23 protein-coding genes are annotated in these 22,999 nt (G+C 52.7%); 11 read left to right on the top strand and 12 right to left on the bottom strand.

Annotated features, from left to right (window positions below):
- Positions 1 to 28: 28 nt before the first annotated feature.
- The 5 genes from L462_RS13545 to L462_RS13565 form a co-directional block, all read right to left on the bottom strand.
- Positions 29 to 745 (bottom strand): ABC transporter ATP-binding protein, encoded by a 717-nt coding sequence (locus L462_RS13545; RefSeq protein WP_032678449.1) that lies wholly within the window; start codon positions 743 to 745, stop codon positions 29 to 31.
- Positions 742 to 1,617, bottom strand: coding sequence for an ABC transporter ATP-binding protein (locus L462_RS13550; RefSeq protein ID WP_014170700.1), 876 nt, complete (start codon positions 1,615 to 1,617; stop codon positions 742 to 744). The genes L462_RS13545 and L462_RS13550 overlap by 4 nt, the downstream gene beginning before the upstream one ends.
- The gene (livM, locus tag L462_RS13555; RefSeq protein ID WP_032678448.1) at positions 1,614 to 2,888 is read right to left on the bottom strand and encodes a high-affinity branched-chain amino acid ABC transporter permease LivM; all 1,275 of its coding nucleotides are present in this window, start codon (positions 2,886 to 2,888) and stop codon (positions 1,614 to 1,616) included. Before livM ends, L462_RS13550 begins: the two co-directional genes overlap by 4 nt.
- Before the next feature lie 11 nt (positions 2,889 to 2,899).
- Positions 2,900 to 3,814: an ABC transporter permease subunit gene (locus L462_RS13560; RefSeq protein ID WP_025203827.1), complete on the bottom strand. Its 915-nt coding sequence runs from the start codon at positions 3,812 to 3,814 to the stop codon at positions 2,900 to 2,902.
- Between the two features lie 100 nt (positions 3,815 to 3,914).
- On the bottom strand, positions 3,915 to 5,036 hold the full coding sequence (locus L462_RS13565) for a branched-chain amino acid ABC transporter substrate-binding protein (protein ID WP_020883361.1): 1,122 nt from the start codon (positions 5,034 to 5,036) through the stop codon (positions 3,915 to 3,917).
- Between the two features lie 425 nt (positions 5,037 to 5,461).
- Between L462_RS13565 and L462_RS13570 the strand changes: the two genes are divergently transcribed.
- Positions 5,462 to 6,130, top strand: a complete 669-nt coding sequence (locus tag L462_RS13570) for a YecA/YgfB family protein (RefSeq protein ID WP_032678447.1) — start codon at positions 5,462 to 5,464, stop codon at positions 6,128 to 6,130.
- A 31-nt stretch (positions 6,131 to 6,161) separates the two neighbouring features.
- Here L462_RS13570 and tyrP read toward each other — a convergent pair whose 3' ends face one another.
- The gene (gene tyrP, locus L462_RS13575; RefSeq protein WP_032678446.1) at positions 6,162 to 7,373 is read right to left on the bottom strand and encodes a tyrosine transporter TyrP; all 1,212 of its coding nucleotides are present in this window, start codon (positions 7,371 to 7,373) and stop codon (positions 6,162 to 6,164) included.
- Between the two features lie 247 nt (positions 7,374 to 7,620).
- Between tyrP and L462_RS13580 the strand changes: the two genes are divergently transcribed.
- Complete coding sequence (locus tag L462_RS13580; protein WP_032678445.1) at positions 7,621 to 7,962, top strand: hypothetical protein; 342 nt, start codon at positions 7,621 to 7,623, stop codon at positions 7,960 to 7,962.
- 53 nt (positions 7,963 to 8,015) lie between these two features.
- Here L462_RS13580 and ftnA read toward each other — a convergent pair whose 3' ends face one another.
- From ftnA to L462_RS13595, 3 genes are all read right to left on the bottom strand, one after another.
- Positions 8,016 to 8,513 carry a non-heme ferritin gene (gene ftnA, locus L462_RS13585; RefSeq protein WP_014170693.1) on the bottom strand — a complete coding sequence of 166 codons (498 nt, stop codon included), beginning with the start codon at positions 8,511 to 8,513 and terminating at the stop codon, positions 8,016 to 8,018.
- Positions 8,514 to 8,715: 202 nt separating this feature from the next.
- The gene (gene yecR / locus L462_RS13590) at positions 8,716 to 9,054 is read right to left on the bottom strand and encodes a YecR family lipoprotein (RefSeq protein ID WP_032678444.1); all 339 of its coding nucleotides are present in this window, start codon (positions 9,052 to 9,054) and stop codon (positions 8,716 to 8,718) included.
- A gap of 103 nt (positions 9,055 to 9,157) precedes the next feature.
- Positions 9,158 to 11,311: an HD domain-containing phosphohydrolase gene (locus L462_RS13595; protein WP_255358186.1), complete on the bottom strand. Its 2,154-nt coding sequence runs from the start codon at positions 11,309 to 11,311 to the stop codon at positions 9,158 to 9,160.
- A 247-nt stretch (positions 11,312 to 11,558) separates the two neighbouring features.
- Here L462_RS13595 and L462_RS13600 point away from each other — a divergent pair, with 247 nt between their 5' ends.
- The 3 genes from L462_RS13600 (at position 11,559) to L462_RS13605 (ending at position 12,792) form a co-directional block, all read left to right on the top strand.
- A complete protein-coding gene (locus L462_RS13600) occupies positions 11,559 to 12,197 on the top strand; it encodes an RpiB/LacA/LacB family sugar-phosphate isomerase (RefSeq protein ID WP_020883367.1) in 639 nt (212 codons plus the stop codon).
- Between the two features lie 150 nt (positions 12,198 to 12,347).
- Positions 12,348 to 12,431, top strand: a complete 84-nt coding sequence (azuC, locus tag L462_RS25115) for a stress response protein AzuC (protein WP_014832437.1) — start codon at positions 12,348 to 12,350, stop codon at positions 12,429 to 12,431.
- 109 nt (positions 12,432 to 12,540) lie between these two features.
- Positions 12,541 to 12,792: a DUF2766 family protein gene (locus L462_RS13605; RefSeq protein ID WP_014170688.1), complete on the top strand. Its 252-nt coding sequence runs from the start codon at positions 12,541 to 12,543 to the stop codon at positions 12,790 to 12,792.
- A gap of 49 nt (positions 12,793 to 12,841) precedes the next feature.
- Here L462_RS13605 and L462_RS13610 read toward each other — a convergent pair whose 3' ends face one another.
- Both L462_RS13610 and L462_RS13615 read right to left on the bottom strand, forming a co-directional pair.
- Entirely contained in the window at positions 12,842 to 14,185 is a 1,344-nt protein-coding gene (locus L462_RS13610) for an anaerobic C4-dicarboxylate transporter (RefSeq protein ID WP_020883368.1), read from the bottom strand.
- 176 nt (positions 14,186 to 14,361) lie between these two features.
- Positions 14,362 to 14,865, bottom strand: coding sequence for a non-heme ferritin-like protein (locus L462_RS13615; protein WP_020883369.1), 504 nt, complete (start codon positions 14,863 to 14,865; stop codon positions 14,362 to 14,364).
- Positions 14,866 to 15,371: 506 nt separating this feature from the next.
- Here L462_RS13615 and L462_RS13620 point away from each other — a divergent pair.
- The 6 genes from L462_RS13620 (at position 15,372) to otsA (ending at position 22,195) form a co-directional block, all read left to right on the top strand.
- Positions 15,372 to 15,929, top strand: coding sequence for a DJ-1 family glyoxalase III (locus tag L462_RS13620; RefSeq protein ID WP_032679709.1), 558 nt, complete (start codon positions 15,372 to 15,374; stop codon positions 15,927 to 15,929).
- 316 nt (positions 15,930 to 16,245) lie between these two features.
- Complete coding sequence (gene araF / locus L462_RS13625) at positions 16,246 to 17,235, top strand: arabinose ABC transporter substrate-binding protein AraF (protein WP_020883371.1); 990 nt, start codon at positions 16,246 to 16,248, stop codon at positions 17,233 to 17,235.
- A gap of 71 nt (positions 17,236 to 17,306) precedes the next feature.
- Positions 17,307 to 18,821, top strand: coding sequence for an L-arabinose ABC transporter ATP-binding protein AraG (gene araG, locus L462_RS13630; protein WP_032678442.1), 1,515 nt, complete (start codon positions 17,307 to 17,309; stop codon positions 18,819 to 18,821).
- Positions 18,822 to 18,835: 14 nt separating this feature from the next.
- Complete coding sequence (araH, locus tag L462_RS13635; RefSeq protein WP_014884358.1) at positions 18,836 to 19,816, top strand: arabinose ABC transporter permease AraH; 981 nt, start codon at positions 18,836 to 18,838, stop codon at positions 19,814 to 19,816.
- Positions 19,817 to 19,992: 176 nt separating this feature from the next.
- Positions 19,993 to 20,796, top strand: a complete 804-nt coding sequence (otsB, locus tag L462_RS13640) for a trehalose-phosphatase (protein ID WP_014170681.1) — start codon at positions 19,993 to 19,995, stop codon at positions 20,794 to 20,796.
- Entirely contained in the window at positions 20,771 to 22,195 is a 1,425-nt protein-coding gene (otsA, locus tag L462_RS13645) for an alpha,alpha-trehalose-phosphate synthase (RefSeq protein WP_032678441.1), read from the top strand. Before otsB ends, otsA begins: the two co-directional genes overlap by 26 nt.
- Positions 22,196 to 22,210: 15 nt before the next feature.
- On the opposite strand, the gene uspC is transcribed toward otsA, so the two are convergent.
- Positions 22,211 to 22,639, bottom strand: a complete 429-nt coding sequence (gene uspC / locus L462_RS13650; RefSeq protein ID WP_032678440.1) for a universal stress protein UspC — start codon at positions 22,637 to 22,639, stop codon at positions 22,211 to 22,213.
- Positions 22,640 to 22,999 lie beyond the last annotated feature (360 nt).

The following is a 22,999-nucleotide window of genomic DNA, read 5'->3' as shown; positions in this document are numbered from 1 at the left end:
CGCGACATGAGTATGACTCGCGTATGAATTATACTCCGCCTAAATAGGCTTTTCTTACCTCCTGGTTTCCCAGCAATTCCTTGCCGCTGCCGCTGAGGCGAATTTGCCCGTTGACCATGACGTAGCCACGGTCAGAAAGCTTCAGAGCATGATGCGCATTTTGCTCTACCAGAAAAATGGTCATGCCGTTGCGAGCCAGCTCGCGCAGCGTCTGGAAGATCTGCTTAACCACTATAGGCGCCAGACCCAGGCTGGGTTCATCCAGCAGTAGCAGTTTAGGGCGGCTCATTAGCGCGCGGGCGATGGCAAGCATTTGCTGTTCTCCGCCGGACATGGTCATGGCTCGCTGTTTACGGCGTTCTTTGAGGCGCGGGAACAACTCAAACATGCTCTGCATATCGTCGGCGGCAAATTGATTGCCGACAGGAATGGTCCCCATCAGCAGGTTCTCTTCAACCGTCATATCCGGAAAAATACGCCGCCCCTCGGGTGCCTGCGCTATGCCGCCGGAGGCCACATAGTGGGTAGATTTATGGCTGATGTCTTCGCCGCAAAACAGGATCTGCCCGTTACGAATACGCGGCTGGCCAAAAATAGACATCAGCAATGTCGATTTACCCGCGCCATTCGCGCCGATAAGCGCCACCGTTTCCCCTTTATGCACTTCGAGGGATACCTGCTTCAGCGCCTGAATCACGCCATAGAACACATCCACCTCGCGAAATGCCAGCAGCGGCTCATTCATAGGGTGACCTCGCTTTCATCGGTGCCCAGATAGGCGGCAATCACCTTTTCGTCATGCTGGATCTGCTCAGGTTTCCCCCGGGCAATCACATCGCCATGGTCGAGCACAATAATGTCGTCCGATATTTCCATCACCATCCCCATGTCGTGCTCAATCAGTAATACCGTTATGCCGTGGTTGTCGCGCAGAAAACGAATAATGTTACTCAGCTTATGTGTCTCTACCGGGTTCAGCCCGGCGGCGGGTTCATCCAGACAGATCATTTCCGGGCCGGTGCACATGGCCCGCGCGATCTCCAGACGCCGCTGTTGGCCGTACGACATCTCGCCCGCCAGGCGGTTGGCGCACTCCACAAGATCGACCACCTCCAGCCAGTAAAAGGCCCTGTCCAGCGCGTCGTTTTCCGCCCGTCGGTACGCTGGCGTATTGAATACGCCAGCCAGCAGGTTGCGATTGACGCGCATGTGCTGGGCCACGAGCAGGTTTTCCACGACCGACATCTCGCGAAAAAGACGAATATTTTGAAAGGTGCGCGCAAGTCCGGCGCGGTTCACCAGGTGAGTGCCGCCGAACATTTTGTAGAACAGGCGTTGCCCAAACTGCGCAGGGTGGATCCAGTCTCCTGGCTGGAATTTTTGCCCGAGGATCTGAATGACGTTGGTCGTCTTATTGCGCGTATTGAAGAAAATATTGCCGCCGGAAGCCTTATAGAAACCGGTCAGGCAGTTGAAGACGGTGGTTTTTCCCGCGCCGTTTGGGCCAATAAGCGCAGTAATTGAACCGCGCTGCACGTCCAGGTTGACGTCGTTTAACGCCTTGATCCCGCCGAAATGCATCATCAGATGTTCAACGCTTAATATCGTTCCGTTCATGGCGCTACGCCCTTACGCACGGCAAACCCGCTGCGGTTAATGCGGATCAACCCGCGTGGACGCCAGATCATCATCACCACCATCAGCATGCCAAACAGCAAAACCCGGTACTCGGCAAAACTGCGCAGCAGCTCCGGCGTCACCGTGAGCACAAACGCCGCCAGCACCACGCCAAGCGTTGAGCCCATACCGCCGAGCACCACAATCGCCAGGATCAGCGCCGATTCAAAAAAGGTAAACGATGTCGGGTTGACAAAGCCCTGATAAGTGGCAAAAAACACCCCGGCGATGCCGGCAGTCGACGCACCCAGCGTAAAGGCCGAGAGCTTGACCAGCACATGATTTAATCCCATTGAGCGACAGGCGATTTCATCTTCCCGCAGGGCTTCCCATGCCCGACCAATCGGCATCCGCGTCAGACGATGCTTGATATACAGCACCAGCATCACCACCAGGAACAGCACCGTGTAGATAAAGATAAACTTCATGTTCGGGTTGTAGGTCAGATGGAAAAATTCGTGAAAGGGCACGCCTCCTTCTTTGGCACGGCGGCCAAACTCCAGTCCGAAAAAGGTGGGAGGCGGGGCAGAAACGCCGTTCGGGCCACCGGTGAAGGTCAGCCAGTTGTTGAGGATCAGGCGAATAATCTCCCCAAAGCCAAGCGTGACGATCGCCAGGTAATCACCGTGCATGCGCAGCACCGGAAAGCCGAGCAGGGCGCCGGCCGTGGCAGCCATAATTGCCGCCAGCGGCAGCATGCTCCAGAATCCTAATCCCAGATACTGATACCCCAGCGCCAGCCCGTAAGCGCCGATGGCATAAAAAGCGACATAACCGAGATCCAGAAGCCCGGCCAGACCGACCACAATATTCAGCCCGAGACCGAGAAGCACGTAGATAAGCCCAAGAATGGCGACGGTGAGCACGTACTTGGTGGCAACAAAGGGAAAGCAGATCGCAAGGGCGATAATCAGCGGGATTATCCAGCGCATGCGGCTTTTGTATTCCGGCGGCCGGACATAAACCCCCGCGCTGTCGGCTTCAAAACGTGCCTGGAAACGTGCACCCGGAGCGGTGCCTAAAAAAGCGCTCAGTAGAAAACGGCCCAGCATCACGATGCCGACTATCCATGCGAGCCGCTGTCCGGCGAAATTAAAGCTGTATCCGTCCAGCACCACGCCGGCAATCGGGCCAAAAATTATTAACGCAATCAGCCCGGAAAAAATGGCGTCCAGAATGCAGCGCTTAAGCGAAAAGCCGTGAGAGGTCATCGTATTCTCCTTCACACTTTGGCGACAATCGGGCGGCCAAGCAGACCCTGAGGACGAAAAATCAGGATCAAGACCAGCAAGCCAAACGAGAACACATCTTTATAATCTGAGTTCACCATGCCGGAAAATTGCGCCTCGGCGACGCCCAGAATCAACCCGCCGAGCATCGCACCGGGCAGGGAGCCAATCCCGCCGAGCACCGCTGCGGTAAACGCCTTGATGCCAATGACAAATCCGACGTAGAAATCGAAGGTGCCGTAATTCATGGTGATGAGCACACCCGCCAGACCGGCCATCGCCGCGCCAATCACAAAGACCAGCGAAATGATTCTGTCGGTGTTAATGCCCAGAATGGAGGCCATTTTGCGGTCCTGCTGCACCGCACGGCACATCCGCCCAAGCCGGGTATTGTTGATTATCCATGTCAGCAACAGCATGCCGGCGAACGAGGCAACCAGAATAAACACTTTGGTGTAGGTTATCTGAACGAATCCCTCACCAATATGCAGGCGAAGTACGCCATCCAGCATCGTGGGCACCCCTTGCTGACGCGGCCCCTGGCTCAGCTGCGCGTAGTTTTGCAAAATCAGAGACATCCCGATGGCGGAGATAAGCGGTGCCAGACGGGTAGAGTTACGTAGCGGCTTATAGGCAATGCGCTCGATAGTCCAGCCGTAAACACCGGTCACCACAATCGTGAAGATCAGCGTACCGAGGATAAGCAACGGGAACGACTGCAGGCCGAAGAAGGAGAGCAGCGCCAGGCCAATGGCGCAGAGGTAGGCGGAGATCATATACACTTCGCCGTGGGCGAAATTAATCATACCAATGATGCCATACACCATGGTGTAGCCGATGGCGATTAATCCATACACGGAGCCCAGCGTTAAGCCATTTATTAACTGTTGCAGGAAGAATGTACTCATCATAGCGCGCTCGTTATTTTAAGCTGCGCGGCACGCGCAGCCTGATGTTTATTACGCGCCGACAGGCGAACCTGCCGGCGTTGAGCGTGACTCCGTCCCGTTACTGAACTTCCTTATATTTTCCGTTATCGTCCCACTGATACACCACGTAGTCAGACACTTTCAGATCGCCTTTGCTGTCCCAGGCTTTTTTGCCCATAACCGTGTCGACGGCATTGGCTTTCAGCCATTCGCTGGCTTTGGCCGAGTCTTTACCGCCCGTGGCCTTGAAGGCCGCGGCAATGGCCTGAACGGAGGCATAAGAGTAGAGGGTATAACCTTCAGGCTCGAATTTTCCGGCGCGGAATTTCTCAATGACCGCTTTCCCATCCGGGATCAGACGCGGGTCTTTACCAAAGGTCATATAAATCCCCTTGGTATATTGTGGCCCACCCGCCGCGGTCACCATCTCTTCGTTGACGATACAGTCGCCGGAGAAGAATTTCGCCTGCACGCCCTGTTCTCGCATCTGGCGAACCAGCGGGCCGGCTTCAGGGTGACAACCGCCGAAGAACACCACATCCGGCTTTTGCGCGCCGATTTTTGTCACCAGCGCGTTAAAGTCTTTCTCACCACGGGATAAGCCCTCATACATCACATCCTGAACCCCGCGCTTCGCCAGCGCAGCTTTGGTGGCGTCTGCCAGCCCCTGACCGTAGGTGTCTTTGTCATGGATGATGACCACACGTTTGGCTTTCAGCTTATCGATAATGAAATCGCTGGCGACCTGGCCCTGCTGGTCATCGCGACCACACATGCGGAACATATCGGTCATGCCTCGTTCGGTAATGAGCGGGTTGGTCGAGCCGGGGGTAATGGCAAGGATCCCCGCGTCGCTGTACACCTCGGAGGCGGGCATTGTGGAAGAGGAGCAGAAATGGCCGACCACCGCGTTGACTTTATCCTGGTCGACCAGGCGGTTGGCGACGGCCACGGCTTGTTTCGGCTCGCAGGCATCATCCCCCTGAACCAGCTTAATCTTCTCGCCGTTAATGCCGCCTGCGGCGTTAATGTCTTCAGCGGCCTGCGTTGCACCGTGCCAGTACTGATCGCCATAGGTGGCGTTTGGGCCGGTAAACGGCCCGGCCACACCAATGACAATATCTGCATGCGCAGAAAATGCCGTCACCAGACAACCGGCCAGCACGAGAGAAAGGGGAGTTCTGATAAATTTCAGCGACATTATTATGTTCCTTAGCAAAGAGGTTTTTGCACCACGGCGTAAACCCGGACGCCGACGGCGCAGCCAATCCAAAAACACGAGCAAGAACAAAATGCACTAAACGAACAAGATCCAGACAACGCCTGCGTAATACGGCGAGGTTTCCCTGCGCAGGTTCGCGCGAAGAACATTAAGCAAAATCGTTGCCAGAATGGTTAACCCATTGAGCGGGTTGTGACATGTTTGAGTATAGAGTGCGGTGATATGGCACCTTGTGGGACGCGATGAAATTACGGCGGAGATCACATATCGTTAACAACAAAGCCCATAAGTTGTGCAATGGTCACGATTTGCACGTTTTTGCAGCAATAAAGACCTAAACTTCAGATAGGAAAGCCGTGAGATATGTGTCAGGATCTTTTCCTTTTTTATCAGGAGTGTCAGCGATGACTGAAGGCCCATTGAATGAAAGCGAAATGGCGTGGCTTGAAGAGACATTAATGTCTTACGGTCATGACGATGCGTCCGTGATTGACGTGTCCGAACTGGACGGCATGCTTACCGCAGTCCTTTCCGGCCCTGTTGTCGTTGAGCCAGATACCTGGCTGGTGGCCGTGTGGGGTGGCGAGAAATACATTCCGCGCTGGAAAAACGATCGTGAAATGCACCGTTTTATCGATCTCTGCTTTAAGCATATGAACGACATTGCTGAGCGCCTGAGCGAGTATCCGGATCAGTTTGAGCCGATGTTTGGTTACAACGATGTCGACGGCGAGAGCTATACCGTTGTTGAAGAGTGGTGTTATGGCTATATGCGCGGTGTGGCGCTGACGGACTGGTCAACCTTACCGGAAGCACTGAAGGCCGATCTTGATGCGATTGCGCTGCACGGTACAGACGAGAACAGCGAGAAGCTGGATGAGCTGAGCGAAGACGAATATAAAGCCAGCATTGAGAGCATTCAGCCTGCGGCTCTGCGTTTGTACAATTACTGGGTGGACAACCCACAGCAGCCGGAAGCAAAAAAACCGATTGTTAACGGCACAAAGGTCGGGCGTAACGATCCGTGTCCGTGCGGCAGCGGGAAGAAGTTTAAGAGCTGCTGTTTGCACTAATAAAAAGGGGCTGATTTCAGCCCCTTTTTTGTTAACCCACTTCCGGTAGCATCCCTGCGGCTATCAAGCACTGCACCAGAATAATCATCACTCCGCAGGCAAACACCATGCACAGCAGCGGTTTGCCGCCCATTACGCGGTACCCTTGCTGAGGATGCTGCTGGCGGCTCTTCCAGGCCAGCAGGGAAGGGAGCAGCAGGGCCAGCACGGATAACGCCACACCTGCATACCCCAGCGCCATCACGAACCCACGCGGGTAAAACAGCGCGAACGCGAGAGGAGGCAGGAAGGTGACTGCCCCTGTCTGTAAGCGTCCTGCGGCAGTATTACGACGCTGGAACAGATCGGCCAGGTAATCAAACAGGCCGAGCGCCACGCCCAGAAATGAGGTGGCCAGCGCCAGGTCGGCAAACAGATGGACCGCCAGCTCAACGTGCGGGGAGGTGACTACCTCGCGCAGTGCCAGCAGAAAGCCGTTCAGGCCAGCGTGTTCCGCCATCAGCCCGGTAAAGGTCGACGCGTCAATGCTCCCCAGCGTCACCAGTTGCCAGAAAATATAGGCAATCAGCGGGATGGCGCTCCCCACCATAAAGACGCGGCGTAGCTTGCGGATATCGCCGTTCATATAGCTCACGATGCTGGGCACGCTACCGTGGAAGCCAAACGAGGTGAAAATAACCGGGATCGCGGACAGCGCCAGCCCTTTTTCCAGCGGCAGCGTCAGCAGATTAACCTTGTGAACATGCGGTGCCAGCAGAACCAGCATCACAATCAGGAACAGTATTTTGGCGCTGAACAGAAAACGGTTAAACAGATCGACCAGCGAAGTCCCCACACAGACCACCCCCCCGCCAATAAGCGCAAAGAAGATAACGCCCGTTGAAGGCGTGATATCAGCGTCGAACCAGTCGTTAACGCTGGAGGCGATTAACTCACCGGCGCCGCTGATATAGGCCGCGGTCAGGGCGTACATCAGGAACATCATGCTAAAGCCGGTTATCCACTGGCCATAGCGTCCCAGGTAGCGTGCCGCAAGAGAACCCAGGCCGGTATCCGCGGGCACATGCTGATAAACCTCAAGCAACAGCAGGGCGGTGTAGCACATCAACGCCCAGAGTGTGCCAAGGAGCAGCAGTGTCATTCCAAATCCAACGCCTGCGGCAGCCAGAGGCATCGCCAGCATTCCTGCGCCAATCGTCGTTCCGGCGACGATAAAAATACTTCCCAGGGTTCTGTTTTTCACGCATTCCTCTACAACGATTCGTAATCGCGACAAATTCTGCGGCGCAGAGTAAGGGAAAAGCCCCGCTTCGTCAAATGACCGTTACAGTGGGTGTAATGAATTATTTACGATATTTTTCGACTTTAAGTAATTTACCCGGACCTGCCCCTTTGGGAGGGGTTACCTACTTCGTAAGGGCACTATTTTTGCCGAAAAATCAGGCGTAATTTAAACAATAACTATAAGTTTTCAAATAAAGTGAGGGCAGATGGCGGGAAATAATCCCTTTACCGCGGCGTGGAGCCGGGGCGGTAATTTACTGTGCCATGGTCACTGGATAATCAGCTGGCAGAACCAGGCCCTGCAGCTTCCTGAATCGCGTCGTGAAAAGGATATGGGCACCTGGGCCATTTATTCGATCATCGATCCTGAGGACGACACCTTTGCGCAGGGGCTAAAAGAAGATGAGTGGATCATCGAAAACGTAGACTGGCTGACAGATGTTTTTTTTGACGCCGGTATTCCGCTGGAGACGGCTAACTACCGGTATTTTTACCAGGCGGTCAATGCGCAGGACTGGCGGTGTACAAGCTGTGCGGGGTGTATGTAAATCTGTGCGCGGAGAATAAAAAGTGCGGCGCTGAAAACAGCACCGCAGCAATATTATTTCTGTGTATCGAGGGTAGAAAGTTCTTTATCGATAAAGTAAAGACCTTCGCCTGTTTTCCCCACCAGAGACAATTTATCCAGCACGGATTTAAACAGTTTCTCTTCTTCGTGTTGCTCTGCCACGTACCACTGCAGGAAATTAAAGGTCGGATAATCCTGGCCGATCATTGCCGCATGAACCAGTTCGTTAATTTTTTGCGTAATCAGCTGCTCGTGCTCATAGGTCGCACGGAAGAGCTCATCAAGCGAATTATACTCGGCAAACGGGGACGCAACGTTATCGATGCGCGGCAGGCTGCCCGTGTCAGTCAGATAATCAAACAGACGCTGCATGTGGGTCATCTCTTCCTGCGCGTGGCGGCGCAGGAAGGCGGCAGCGCCTTCAAAACTGTGATAGCTGCACCAGGCGCTCATCTGCTGGTAGAGAAGGGATGAAAAAAGCTCAAGGTTCATTTGCGCATTGAGCTTGTCGATCATTTCAGTTTTCAGCATGGTGACGCTCCGGGTTATTAATTCTGATTCACAATGAGCGACACTATAATTTGTTATTTAATTATTTGCAAAACGTAAAATAATTATTTCTTTATTTAAAATACGAATGGGAATAAAACGCATTGCCGATTTTATATTTTATTAATGAGAATTGTTTTTGTTCGTAATGAAATACACTGCCAGTCAATACTGGCAGCACAGATTAATACCATGGGTTATTTGCTTTAGGGTTTACGGCAAAGCCCAAGCATTTATACTGGATCGTCACGCTCTCATTGAGACACAGAGAGCCGCTGGTCAGGGTGCAGGTTTTAATGGGCTGGCCATAGGCAGAGGCGGTGGCATACCCCATGCTCTGACACGCTTTGGCTGCGGTGCCGTTATTAACATACTCATCGGAATAGGCGTTTTGCAGCATTGCTTGCCCGTAGTCGAGGCGGACGATGCCGTTTGGCGCGTCCAGGGTGCTGACCTCAGCCTGGCGATTAATGTTACAGCCCGCCAGCAGCAGGATCGTACCGGCGACGAAGACTCTTTTCATGGTTCGCTCTGAGTGAGTGGAAATACGTTATCGTACCTGCAGATGTGAGTCGCAATGCGAGGAATAGCCGGGCAATCTGCGCTTTCTCTTTGCGACGGGCCGTTTAGTCGGCCAGGCTGTCAAAAATGGTTTTAAACTTAAGATGATGCAGGCGAAACAGCGCAATAAGCTGCGGGTCAAAATGGCGGCCGTCACCCTCCAGAATGATTTTGCAGGCTTGCTCGTGAGTGAATCCCGGCTTATAGACCCGCTTTTGCCTCAGGGCATCATACACATCGGCCAGCGCCAGAATGCGGGCTTCCAGCGGGATCTGTTCTCCCCGCAGCCCCTGCGGATATCCGCTGCCATCCCATTTTTCATGATGGAAATGGATAATATTCTCCGCAACTGCACCCAGCTCTAAGCCCTGAATAATCCGCCACCCTTTCACGGTATGAAGTTTCATCTCGGCAAACTCGTCCTGGGTCAGTGGGCCTTGCTTACGCAGAATACGCTCCGGCACGGCAATTTTTCCGACATCGTGAAGAGAGGCAAAATGTTCTATCTCACGGGTCATTTTGCGCGAAAGCCCAAGCTCACGCGCCATCAAGCCGCAATATCGGGCGACGCGCTGAATATGGCTGCCGGTCTCGTCATCGTGCGCGCGGTTTACCTTCTCCAGCGCCTGCACCATATTGCGGTTAACCATCCGGTTCTGGCGTAAATGGCGACGCATCATGATCAGCATACCGATGCTGAACAGGGCCACGATCAGCAAAATCACGCTGATAATCTTAAGCGTGTTTTTAGAAAAATCGGGTAAGTAACTCTGCTCATCCTGACGTTCTATTTGCGTGCGGTATTCTGACAGGCGATGAACCTGAGTCAGCAGATGAAAGAGCGGATGCTGCGGATCCACCCACGGGCCAATAATAAATTCAGAGCGGGTGACCCCCGCGACTTTCAGCACCCCGCGAAACAGCTCGTTGCCACGAAGCGTGGACTCCAGCGAACTGAGGTCGCCCAGAATATAGTCAATCTCATCGTTCTCAATCGCGTCGATAAGACCGTCAATGGTTGGCCGGGTCACGATGATCACATCGCTGCCAAAACGCTGGCGTAAATAGGCTGCGGCAAACGAACCGTCGAGTACGCCGACGCGCTGGCTGCGAATACTCTCTTCGTTCCACAAGAAGGGCTGACTGCTGCGATTGTAATAGGCGTTGTGCCAGGCGATGTCGGGGCCGATACGACCCTGTGCATGCGCACTGTCGCTTCGATCAACGATATCAATCAATCGAACCGCCCACTGCTGTCGCGGAAGACTCGAATAGTGATCGATAAAATTGACCTCAACCTTCATGCCCAGTAAATCGCGCATGTCGTTAATCATATCAATGGCTGTGCCGTGGTAGCCCTTGCTGTCCCGCCAGATAAGCGGGGCAAAATTCTCGTTTTTGGGCAGGTTGATCTGCAGGCGGTTATGCGCGATCCAGGTTCGCTCCTCCTCTGACAGGGTGATACGGCTTAGCAGGTAATTGCGCTTGCTCTCCTCCAGCATCGTGTTGATTTCGCCGTTGCGATACCAGGTGCCAATCAGCGCATTGATTTTATCCCGCAGGGGAAGCAGGTCAGGGCTGAAGGCGAGGACGACAGGAATGCGTAGCTCAGGAAAGGGCCGGGAGACCAGATAATAGCGCTGGGTATTCTCCATCTCCGGAGCGTCATTAATATAGAAATCAGCCTGGTTGTCGCTCAGTAAGCGAAAAGCCTCGTCGCTGGTGGCGACGAGACGCAGAGAACGAAATTTAAGGTCGGGATAACGTTGTTGCACGCTGTCGAGCGTCGCGTCGTCTTTACGGAACAGCACCCGGGCATGGCTGAGCTGTTCGGCAGTTGTCACCGTCATCGTTGGGCTGGCGGCCACCACGTCGTTATCAAACAAACGTGCTGAGAGAATTTTGGTTCTGGCTCGCTTCTCCGTGCGCAATACCCCGGCATACACGCCATACTCATTTTGTGCAAAACGCTGGCTAATATCGGCTCCGGAGAGCGGCCGCAGCTGCAGCTGCGTACCCGCCTGTTTATTGATGGCCTTAATCAGTTCAGGATAAAAACCCTGCCACTCTCCTTGCGGTGTGCGCCAGAATTCGAAGTTGTTAGCATCAAAGATCCAGACCGGTACAGGCTCTTCTGCCCGGGCAGGGGGGCACGCAAGCAACAGACCCGTCAACGCGAGTAGAAAGAGGAAGCGAAGCATCCGGCAGCGCTGATTCACAGGTCAACCCCATACGGTTTTAGCGTGTACTTTTGCAGTCTAGCTAACGGGCTGAAGCGGCAACAGGTTTGCTTTAATTTTTTAATGCACGTTTGGCGTACGGTCTCATTCTCGCTAAATTGTGAACCCGTCTTTGTTTTTTAAAACAACCTTTCATTTAATTTGAAAGGTTGTTTGTTTGATAGTAGGGTGAACAGGTAAAGGTATCCATAGCGGGATCTCCCGCCACGCATTCAGGAGAGATGAAATGAAAATTGCACTGATGATGGAAAACAGCCAGGCCGCGAAAAACCCAGTGATACTGAAAGAGTTGAAAACGGTAGCCGATGAAAAAGGGTTCCCGGTTTATAACGTGGGCATGAGCGACGAGAATGACCATCACCTGACCTATATCCATCTGGGGATTATGGCGAGCATTTTACTGAATGCGAAAGCCGTTGATTTTGTTGTGACCGGCTGCGGTACGGGGCAGGGAGCATTGATGTCGCTGAACATCCACCCGGGTGTTATCTGCGGCTATTGCATTGATCCTGCGGATGCGTTCCTGTTTGCTCAGATCAACAACGGTAACGCGCTCTCCCTGCCGTTTGCCAAAGGCTTCGGTTGGGGGGCTGAACTGAACGTTCGGTTTATCTTTGAAAAAGCGTTCACTGGTCGAAACGGTGAAGGTTATCCGCCCGAGCGCAAGGAGCCGCAGGTGCGTAACGCTGGTATTCTGAACCAGGTTAAAGCGGCGGTCGTGAAAGAAAACTATCTGGATACGCTGCGCGCAATCGATCCCGAGCTGGTGAAGACGGCCGTTTCGGGTCAGCGTTTCCAGCAGTGCTTCTTTGAGAATTGCCAGGACAAAGAGATCGAAGCTTTTGTTCGCGGTATCGTAGGCTGACGCTTTCAGGTGCCGTGAGCCCCACTTTTCAGGTTTGGCAGGAAGCATAAAATTGTGACGCGCGTCACAAAAATATTGATTTTTGTGACGATGGTCATATTATAAGCACATTGACGATAAAGTTGTATAACAAGTTAATGGAGCTACCTGATGAAACTTCGCAAAATCCTGAAAAGCATGTGGGCTAACTACTGCAACACTTTCAAAGACGTGCCACCGGGCGCAATGTTCTGATGAAAAAAACCTGCTTCGGCGGGTTTTTTTGTGCCCGTAAGCGACGAGAGGGAGATGAATGGGCCTGCGTTTTGTTACTATGGCGGCCTTTAAATAAGGAGAAAGCCCCATGTCACAAAACCTGAGCGCCGATCAGGAGCTGGTGTCTGACGTTGTCGCCTGCCAGTTAGTTATCAAACAAATCCTTGATGTCCTGGACGTTATTGCGCCGGTTGAAGTACGCGAGAAGATGTCCACGCAGCTGAAAAATATCGATTTCAACAGCCATCCAGCAGCGGCTGACCCGGTCACGCTTCGCGCTATTCAGAAAGCCATCGCGCTGATTGAACTGCGATTCACGCCGCAGGGCGAGTCTCACTAAAGCCCGCCTGACGCTAAAAAGGGCGACCGTTTGTCGCCCTTCGCTCACCTTAAAAGAACGTCTGTACCAGCAGATAGCTCGCCGCACACGCGCAGCTAACGCCAATTAATCCCGGCAGAATAAAGCTGTGGTTAATGATAAATTTGCCGATGCGGGTTGTGCCCGAACGGTCAAAGCCGATGCAGGCTAAATCGCTTGGGTAGGTCGGCAGGACAAAATAGCCGTAAGAGGCCGGGAAAAAGGCGATCAGCATTTTCGGGTCGATTCCCAGCATCAGCCCCATAGGCGCAACGGCCGTCAGGGCTGCCGCCTGGCTGTTCACCAGCTTTGATACCAGGAACAGCACAATCGCGTAGGTCCACGGATGGCTTTTCACCACGCCTTCCAGCGCCAGCTTTAACTCATCAAGATGCGCCTGGAAAAAGGTATCGCTCATCCACGCCACCCCGAACACCGAGAAGATCGCGACCATACCTGCCTTAAACACCGCGCCGTTAGAAATGGCAGACGCATTGACCTTGCAGGCCATCAGCATTACGGCGCCGGCAATTAACATCATCATCTGGATGACAAGGTTCATCGACAGCGCCGTCATTTTTCCTTTTATCTCAAATGCAGGGCGCAGGTCGGGGAATGCCCCCAGCAGGACAACCACGGCAATGCCAGCGAAGAAAATCCACGTGGACCAGTAGGCCTGCTTTGGAAAACGTTGATTCATTAACGTTTCCGTCCCGCCGTAGATGAATTCACGCTGCTTCGGATCTTTGAGCTTTTCCTGAAACTCCTTATCGTCCGCTAGCGCTTTCCCGCGACGCAAACTCCACAGCGCAGCAATCGCCACACCGAACAGTGAGGCAGGAACCGAGACGGCGAGAATTTCCAGTATTCCCCACGCGTGGCCGAGCCCATGCTGCGCGCCCAGAATGGAGACCAGTGACACAACGGCCACGGAGACCGGCGAGGCCGTAATTGCCATCTGCGATGCCACTGATGCCACGGCCATTGGGCGTTCCGGGCGGATCCCTTTTTTCAGGGCGATATCCGCAATGATGGGAAACATGGTGTACACCACGTGTCCGGTCCCGCAGAGAAAGGTCAGCATCCAGGTGGTAAAAGGGGCGAGAAGCGTGATGTGTTGAGGATGTTTGCGCAGCAGGCGCTCAGCAAATTGCATCATGACGTTCAGGCCGCCTGCGGTCTGAAGCGTTGCGGCACATCCAATGACGGCGAGAATGGTCAGCATCACGTCAACCGGCGGTTTGCCGGGTTGCAGACCAAAGACAAAACATAAAATAAAAAGGCCAATACCGCTTATCAACCCAAGCCCCATGCCGCCGAAACGCGTACCTGTCAGCAGGCAGAGGAGGATGACAATAAACTCAATGGTGATCATGATGCTCCCTCGTCAATGATAATGTAATTAAATAAATCATTACATGTTGTGTGGTTAATCATTGAGAGCGAGATCTGATTTGTTAAATCTGAGCAAAAGCAGAAGGTTGGCGACGAGAAGGGGAACCTGCTCCCGGTGGGCCGAAAAGCGCGCCTCGCAGGGAGCAGGAAAAATGATCAGTGGTGCTGTACCGTCACAAGGTCAAGCAGATGACGGTCGGTTTGTTCCGGACATAAACCCGCCTGCTGCGCGTTATGGATTTCGTCCGCCAGCGTTTTAAGCAGCATGCCGTCCTGCTGTTGCGCTTTATCCATATCGCGTAAGAATTTAAGGGTTTTGGTGTCGTGTTGTGCTCTGGCTTCATCGGCCAGCTTGTTAAGCGTGCTGCAACGCTGTTCGTACTGTTCCAGTGTTTTCTCAAACAATTCTTCCAGAGAAGAGTAGTTATCGTCGATCGTATCAAGCGCTTTTACGGTTGGGTTCGCCCCTGCGGCTTTCATGAAGTTAAAAACACGCATCATATGGGTGACGTTGCTTTGCGCCTGGCTGCGAAAAAAAGTGGCGGAGCCATTGAGACTGTTTTCGGAACACCACGAGCTGATATGCAGGTGCAGATTCGAGGCATAGAACTCGAGGTTCAACTGGGCATTGAGTTTTTGCATCATCGTTTGGGTAGTCATACTCATATCCTTATTGACTGTGGGACGTGATGTCCGCGGCTAACCTGACCCGGCAGGCACATATAATGGAATGCAGAAATGGCATTTCTGCGGCGACAAAAGTCGATCGAATATTCACTTCCTGTGTTCGATATAAATAAGCATACCCTTGTATTCTGTCTAAGAAAACTCTTAATTAGGCTGTGTTTACCATACATTACAAAATTTAATATAGTACAGAAATGAAAACAGGTGGATATAAATTAACATATTGATAACTAATTGATTTTTATGTGTTTGTGTATTGTTTGTCTCGTTTTTTCAAGAGTGAAAATATTAAGGCAACAGAATCTTCTGTGACGATGTGAAAAACAGATCAATCAATCAGGATATATTTTGAGGAATAAAATTGCGCTAAATCAATTTATCGCTAAAAGATGAGTGTGTGATCGCCGTGCAAGATTGTTCTTAATGATTATGTAAAAATGAAACACTGTTTTATCTTGTTTCAATCATTGAGGTTTATGATGGCAAAGGTTGCGGTGCTGTTGGCACCCGGTTTTGAGGAAGCAGAGGCGATTATCACCATTGATATTTTGCGCCGGCTGAACATCGACGTGGAAACTCTGGCCTGCGCGCAGTCGCGTGCAGTGGTCAGTTACCATAACATTCCCATGGTGGCAGACAGCACCTTATCAGAACGCAGCGATTCGCTTTACGATGCGATTGTTCTACCCGGGGGACCCCAGGGCAGCGCAAATCTGGCCGCGGATCCGCAGGTTATCCGTTTTATTTCTGCACATGACGCGCGCGGAAAGCTGATTTGCCCTATTTGTTCAGCAGCGGCGCGCGTGCTGGGGGGAAATGGGCTGCTTCGGGGGCGTCGCTACGTCTGCTCCGGGGATTTATGGGAGACGGTAAAAGACGGTGAATATGTGGATGCACCGGTCGTCCAGGATAAAAACCTGCTCAGTGGCAAAGGTCTTGGTCATGCTTTTGACTTTGCGCTGGCCCTTGCTGCTCGACTGTTGGGTGACGAAACGCCCGTTCGCGATCACGCTGACCACATCTATTACGCCTGGTAAATTTCCCGCCGGATGCTAGAGCGTCCGGCGCTCAGGGACTTCTTAGCTGATCTTATGGATAATTCTGCTTAACCCCGTTTCATTTGTCCGACAATTCCTGCCATTTTTATGTCATTTTCCGCTGAATTTATGTACGCAATTACTGTAATTCTGCGGTGTGATGGCGCTCTCTTATGGATGATTAATTTCCCGCTAAAACTATCACCAGCAATAACGCTTATGACGAGGTAAGCGCTAATGCCTTGTTTTAAGTCCGATTAAATAAGAAGCACGCAAATATTCCCTACAGAAAAGAATGCTAAAGCTGGAGTTTACCATGCACAAATTTACTAAAGCGCTGGCGGCCGTTGGTCTGGCTGCTGTTATGTCACAATCCGCTATCGCAGAGAATTTAAAACTCGGTTTTTTGGTAAAACAGCCAGAAGAGCCGTGGTTCCAGACTGAGTGGAAATTCGCCGATAAAGCCGGAAAAGATTTAGGTTTTGACGTCATTAAAATCGCCGTGCCTGACGGTGAAAAAACCCTGAACGCCATCGACAGCCTGGCGGCCAGCGGTGCGAAAGGTTTCGTTATCTGTACACCCGATCCAAAACTGGGGTCGGCAATTGCGGCTAAAGCGCGCGGTTACGACATGAAGGTTATTGCCGTTGACGATCAGTTCGTCAATGCCAAAGGCAAGCCAATGGACACCGTGCCGCTGGTAATGATGGCCGCGACCAAAATTGGTGAGCGCCAGGGTCAGGAACTCTATAAAGAGATGCAAAAGCGCGGCTGGGATGTAAAAGAGACGGGCGTCATGGCCATCACGGCTGATGAGCTGGATACTGCACGTCGTCGTACTACCGGTTCCATGGACGCTCTGAAAGCCGCCGGCTTCCCGGAAAAACAGATCTATAAAGTTCCTACCAAATCCAACGATATCCCCGGCGCGTTCGACGCCGCGAACTCAATGCTGGTTCAACACCCGGAAGTTAAACACTGGCTGGTGGTCGGTATGAACGACAACACCGTGCTGGGTGGCGTGCGTGCGACAGAAGGTCAGGGCTTCAAAGCTCCGGATGTTATCGGTATCGGCATCAACGGCGTTGACGCCGTCAGCGAACTGTCCAAAGCGCAGGCGACCGGCTTCTATGGCTCTCTGCTGCCAAGCCCGGACGTACACGGCTACAAATCCAGTGAAATGCTCTACAACTGGGTGACCAAAGGGGCTGAACCGCCGAAATTTACTGAAGTGACCGACGTGGTGCTGATTACCCGCGACAACTTCAAAGAGGAACTGGCGAAAAAAGGACTGGGCGGTAAGTAATACGCTGTGATTGCGCCCCTCATTCACCATGAGGGGCCAGACGTACACACTACAGGAATCACGGAGACGTTATGCGACAGTCTGATCCGTATCTCTCATTTCGCGGCATCGGGAAAACGTTCCCCGGTGTTAACGCGCTGACCGATATCAGTTTCGACTGCTATGCCGGCCAGGTTCATGCCCTGATGGGTGAAAACGGCGCGGGAAAATCCACGCTGTTGAAAATCCTCAGCGGCAACTATTCCCCTACGACCGGCACACTGGCCATTCGTGGCGAAGAGGTGGCTTTTGCTGATACCACGGCGGCGCTTAATGCCGGGGTGGCCATTATCTATCAGGAACTGCACCTGATCCCAGAGATGACCGTGGCCGAGAATATCTATTTAGGACAGCTCCCGCACAAAAGCGGCGTGGTTAATCGTTCGCTACTTAATTATGAAGCAGGGCTGCAGCTTAAACATCTTGGGCTGGACGTCGATCCTCAGACGCCGCTGAAATACCTCTCCATCGGCCAATGGCAGATGGTTGAAATTGCCAAGGCTCTGGCGCGTAACGCCAGAATTATTGCCTTTGATGAACCCACCAGTTCGCTTTCCGCACGTGAAATCGAAAACCTGTTCCGCGTGATCCGGGAGTTGCGCCAGGAAGGCCGCACGATTTTGTATGTTTCGCACCGTATGGAAGAGATATTTGCCCTGAGCGACGCCATCACCGTGTTTAAAGATGGCCGCTATGTGCGCACCTTTAGCGACATGGCGCAGGTGAACCATGACCAGCTTGTCCAGGCGATGGTCGGACGCGATCTGGGGGACATTTACCACTGGAAACCGCGTGAGTACGGCCCTGAACGCCTGCGACTGGATAATGTAAAAGCGCCGGGAGTACGCATGCCGGTTTCGTTATCGGTACGCAGCGGTGAAATCGTCGGGCTGTTCGGCCTGGTGGGCGCAGGGCGTAGCGAATTAATGAAAGGGTTGTTCGGCGGCACGCGCATTACCGAGGGCGTGGTGTCTATTGACGGCGCACCGGTGGATATTCAGAAGCCCGCCCACGCGATTAAGGCAGGCATGATGCTCTGCCCGGAAGATCGCAAAGCGGAGGGGATTATTCCGGTGCATTCGGTGCGTGACAACATCAATATCTCCGCCCGTCGCAAATTTATCCGCGCAGGATGCCTGATCAACGATAGCTGGGAATCGAGCAATGCCGATCACCACATTCGTTCACTCAATATCAAAACGCCGGGACCGGAACAGCTGATCATGAATCTTTCCGGGGGCAACCAGCAGAAGGCCATTCTGGGCCGCTGGCTGTCGGAGGATATGAAGGTCATTTTACTGGACGAACCGACGCGCGGTATCGATGTGGGGGCAAAACACGAGATTTATAACGTGATCTATGAACTGGCAAAACGCGGCGTGGCGGTGCTCTTCGCCTCCAGCGATCTGCCTGAAGTGCTTGGCGTCGCCGATCGCATTGTCGTCATGCGTGAAGGTGAAATTGCCGGTGAATTGCTTCATGAACAGGCGAATGAACAACAGGCGTTGAATCTCGCCATGCCTAAAGTCAGCCAGGCTGTCGCCTGAGTAAGGAGTTAATGATGTCCTCTGTTACTACATCCGGAGCGCCAAAGTCGGCGTTCAGTTTTGGCCGAATCTGGGATCAGTACGGCATGCTGGTAGTCTTTGCCGCCCTGTTTGTCGCCTGTGCGATCTTCGTTCCTAATTTTGCTACCTTTATTAATATGAAAGGGCTGGGGCTGGCCATTTCCATGTCCGGCATGGTGGCCTGCGGTATGCTGTTCTGTCTGGCCTCGGGCGATTTTGACCTGTCGGTGGCCTCGGTTATTGCCTGTGCCGGCGTTACCACGGCTGTGGTAATCAACATGACGGAGAGCCTGTGGATTGGCGTGCTGGCGGGTCTGTTACTGGGCGTGCTCAGCGGGCTGGTGAACGGCTTTGTCATTGCTCGCCTGAAGATTAACGCCCTGATCACAACGCTTGCGACCATGCAAATTGTGCGAGGTCTTGCCTATATCATCTCTGACGGTAAAGCGGTGGGGATTGAAGACGAGCGCTTCTTTACCCTCGGTTACGCTAACTGGCTGGGGCTGCCAGCGCCAATCTGGCTGACCGTGGCCTGTCTTATCCTGTTCGGGTTCCTGCTCAACCGGACCACGTTTGGCCGTAATACCCTGGCTATCGGGGGCAATGAAGAAGCCGCACGTCTGGCCGGTGTGCCGGTGGTGCGTACCAAGATTATTATCTTTGTTCTCTCCGGGTTGGTCTCTGCAGCCGCAGGGATTATTCTGGCGTCGCGAATGACCAGTGGCCAGCCAATGACCTCTATCGGTTATGAGCTGATCGTCATTTCAGCCTGTGTTTTGGGGGGCGTTTCCCTGAAAGGCGGCATCGGAAAAATCTCATATGTGGTGGCCGGTATCCTGATCCTGGGGACGGTAGAGAACGCCATGAACCTGCTCAATATTTCGCCATTCTCTCAGTACGTCGTTCGTGGGCTGATCCTGCTGGCAGCGGTGATATTCGACCGTTACAAGCAAAAAGCGAAGCGTACCGTCTGAGGTTTTTCCTATCTTTATATTGCTCAACTAATAACCTTAGCTGACCCCCGAACCGCCTCGCCAGTTTTGCTGGCGGGGCGGTTGTCAAATGGCGAGCGACGTCACACTGTCTATACTTACATGGCTATGAAAGAGGTAAAGGCGTTTACCTCTCGTAAACCGTAAGGAGGAATAGGGTGGCTGACTTGTTAACTGCACCGCCTGTACTGCCCGGACACTATGCTTTCTTTTTTGATCTCGACGGTACGCTCGCCGAGATAAAGCCGCATCCTGACCTGGTGGCGATCCCCGCCACGGTTCTTCAGAAGTTGCATCAGCTCTCGCAGATGACTGAGGGAGCAGTGGCATTGATATCAGGGCGCTCGATGGCCGAACTGGACCAGCTTGCCAGGCCTTATCGCTTTCCGCTGGCCGGTGTACACGGAGCGGAGCGCCGCGACATCCATGATCAAACGCATATCGTTTCACTCCCCGACGCATTAATCCAGGCGCTACAGGTTCAACTCTCGTCTGCGCTGGCAGAACTGCCCGGTACGGAGCTTGAAGCCAAAGGGATGGCCTTTGCCCTGCATTATCGCCAGGCGCCGCAGCATGAAGCGGCTGTGCTTGCGCTTGCGACCGCTATAGCAAATGCACATCCGGAGCTGGCGCTGCAGCCGGGTAAATGTGTGGTGGAGCTTAAACCTAAAGGGATCAATAAAGGCGCGGCGATTGCTGCGTTTATGGCGACACCGCCTTTTAACGGCAGGACGCCCGTTTTTATTGGGGATGACCTGACCGATGAGGCAGGGTTTCGTGTGGTGAATCAGGCCGGAGGGATCGCCATCAAGGTCGGGCCTGGTGAGACTGTCGCCGAATGGCGTCTGGCGGATGTCGCCAGCGTCTGGCAGTGGATATCTGACATCGCTAACCAGCAACAACAACAAATAGCGCAAAACAAAGGGGGAAACCATTATGGGTCGCTTAGTCGTCGTCTCTAACCGAATTGCACCGCCTGATGATAAAAAATCCAGTGCAGGTGGCCTGGCGGTTGGGGTATTAGGTGCCTTAAAAGCCGCCGGTGGGCTGTGGTTTGGCTGGAATGGTGAAATCAGTGAAGAACAGAAACCGCTCAAGAAAGTGACGCGCGGAAATATTACGTGGGCGTCGTTTGCGTTAAACGAAAAAGATTATGACGAGTATTACTCGCAGTTCTCCAATGCTGTGCTGTGGCCAGCGTTTCACTATCGTCTGGATCTGGTTAAATTCCAGCGCGAGTCCTTTGAAGGCTACACGCGGGTGAATTCGCTGCTGGCGGATAAACTGCTGCCTTTAATCGAGGAAGACGATATTTTATGGATCCACGATTATCACCTGCTGCCCTTCGCCAGAGAGTTGCGTAAAAGGGGAGTGAATAACCGGATTGGCTTTTTCCTGCATATTCCGTTCCCGACGCCGGAAATCTTTACCGCGCTGCCGCCGCATGAAGAGTTGCTGGATGCGCTGTGTGACTACGATCTGCTGGGCTTCCAGACCGAGAATGACCGACTTGCGTTCCTTGATTCTGTGTCCGGCAAAACGCGAGTGGTGACCAAAGGGGGTAAAACCCATACGGCCTGGGGCAAGACATTCCACACTGAAGTGTATCCCATCGGTATTGAACCTGAAGAGATTGCCGAGCAGGCTTCCGGTCCGCTGCCGCCCAAACTGGCGCAGCTTAAGAATGAACTCAAGCACGTGAAGAATATCTTCTCGGTGGAACGTCTTGATTATTCCAAAGGGCTGCCAGAACGTTTCCTGGCGTATGAAACGTTGCTGGAGAAGTACCCGCAGCATCACGGTAAAATCCGCTATACGCAGATAGCGCCCACCTCGCGCGGTGAAGTGCAGGCTTATCAGGATATTCGTCACCAGCTGGAGACGGAAGCAGGGCGCATTAATGGCCGCTACGGTCAGTTGGGCTGGACGCCGCTCTTTTATCTGAATCAACACTTTGACCGTAAGATCCTGATGAAAGTGTTCCGCTATGCGGATGTCGGGCTGGTTACTCCATTGCGGGACGGGATGAACCTGGTCGCGAAAGAGTACGTCGCAGCTCAGGACCCCGCCGATCCGGGTGTGCTGGTGCTTTCCCAGTTTGCCGGGGTCGCCAATGAATTGACGTCTGCGCTTATCGTCAACCCTTACGATCGTGACGACGTGGCGAATGCCCTCAACCGTGCGCTGACGATGCCGCTAACGGAGCGTATTTCCCGCCATGCCGAGATGATGGAAACGATCCGTAAGAATGATATTAACCACTGGCAGGCGCGTTTTATTCGCGATCTTCGTGATATTGCGCCGCAGAGTAATGAAGGCCATTTGCAAAAAAAGATCGCGACATTCCCTAAACTCGCCTGATTTTCCTCTGGGGGTTTAACGACCCCCAAGAGGCACTAACAACACATCAACCTGGCTTGACGCCACAATCGATTTCGCCGCACAGGCTGCGCGAGAAAAAAAGCTGTGGTTATGATTCCCGCATATTACTAAATCAATATTCTGCTTACTGCACATGCTGAGAATATGCGCATTAAGCTCCCCTGTCGCAATAATGGTGTCATATATAGGATATTGCGCCTTTTCTACCAGCTCGCGCATAAATTGCTGCGTTTCTTCCTGTAATACCTCACGAATATCTTCCAGCATGGGGGCAGCCAGTTGATTATACATCTCAGGCTCGGCCGCGAGGGTGATCAGGCTGATACGGGCATTATGCGGTCTGGCAATGGAAACCGCCCGGGCGATGAGTTCATGGCTTTCGGGCGAAACCGCAACAGAAACAAGAAGATGGGAGTAACTCATAACGCACTCCTTAGGTGTCTGAAAGACAGCGTCTTAGTCACCATTACCGCGATTTCACCGGATCTGCAAGAGGTGAATACGACATAAGTGTGAAGCTAATCATAATTATTCATTAATTATTCTTATAAGAAGAATAACGGGAAAACGTGCCTAAATGAAAAAAATTAACAACTTAACCTGAATCACACTTTTTTACGTTTCCTGAGTTAAATCGTTTTAACGCGTTATAAACACATTTCTAATGATTACCATGTGAAACAATTGTTATAGGCGTTTTGCATAACTACATGTTTTTTATAGATAATGAAAATGTGACCTTAAGATGGATTTGCTGTGACGCGCATCCGGTCGCTGACACGT

Source organism: Enterobacter sp. BIDMC 26 (assembly GCF_000534435.1).
In the GTDB taxonomy this organism is placed as follows: domain Bacteria; phylum Pseudomonadota; class Gammaproteobacteria; order Enterobacterales; family Enterobacteriaceae; genus Enterobacter; species Enterobacter ludwigii.
Note: the sequence above shows the minus strand (reverse complement) of the source record. Positions and strands in the feature narration are given on the sequence as shown.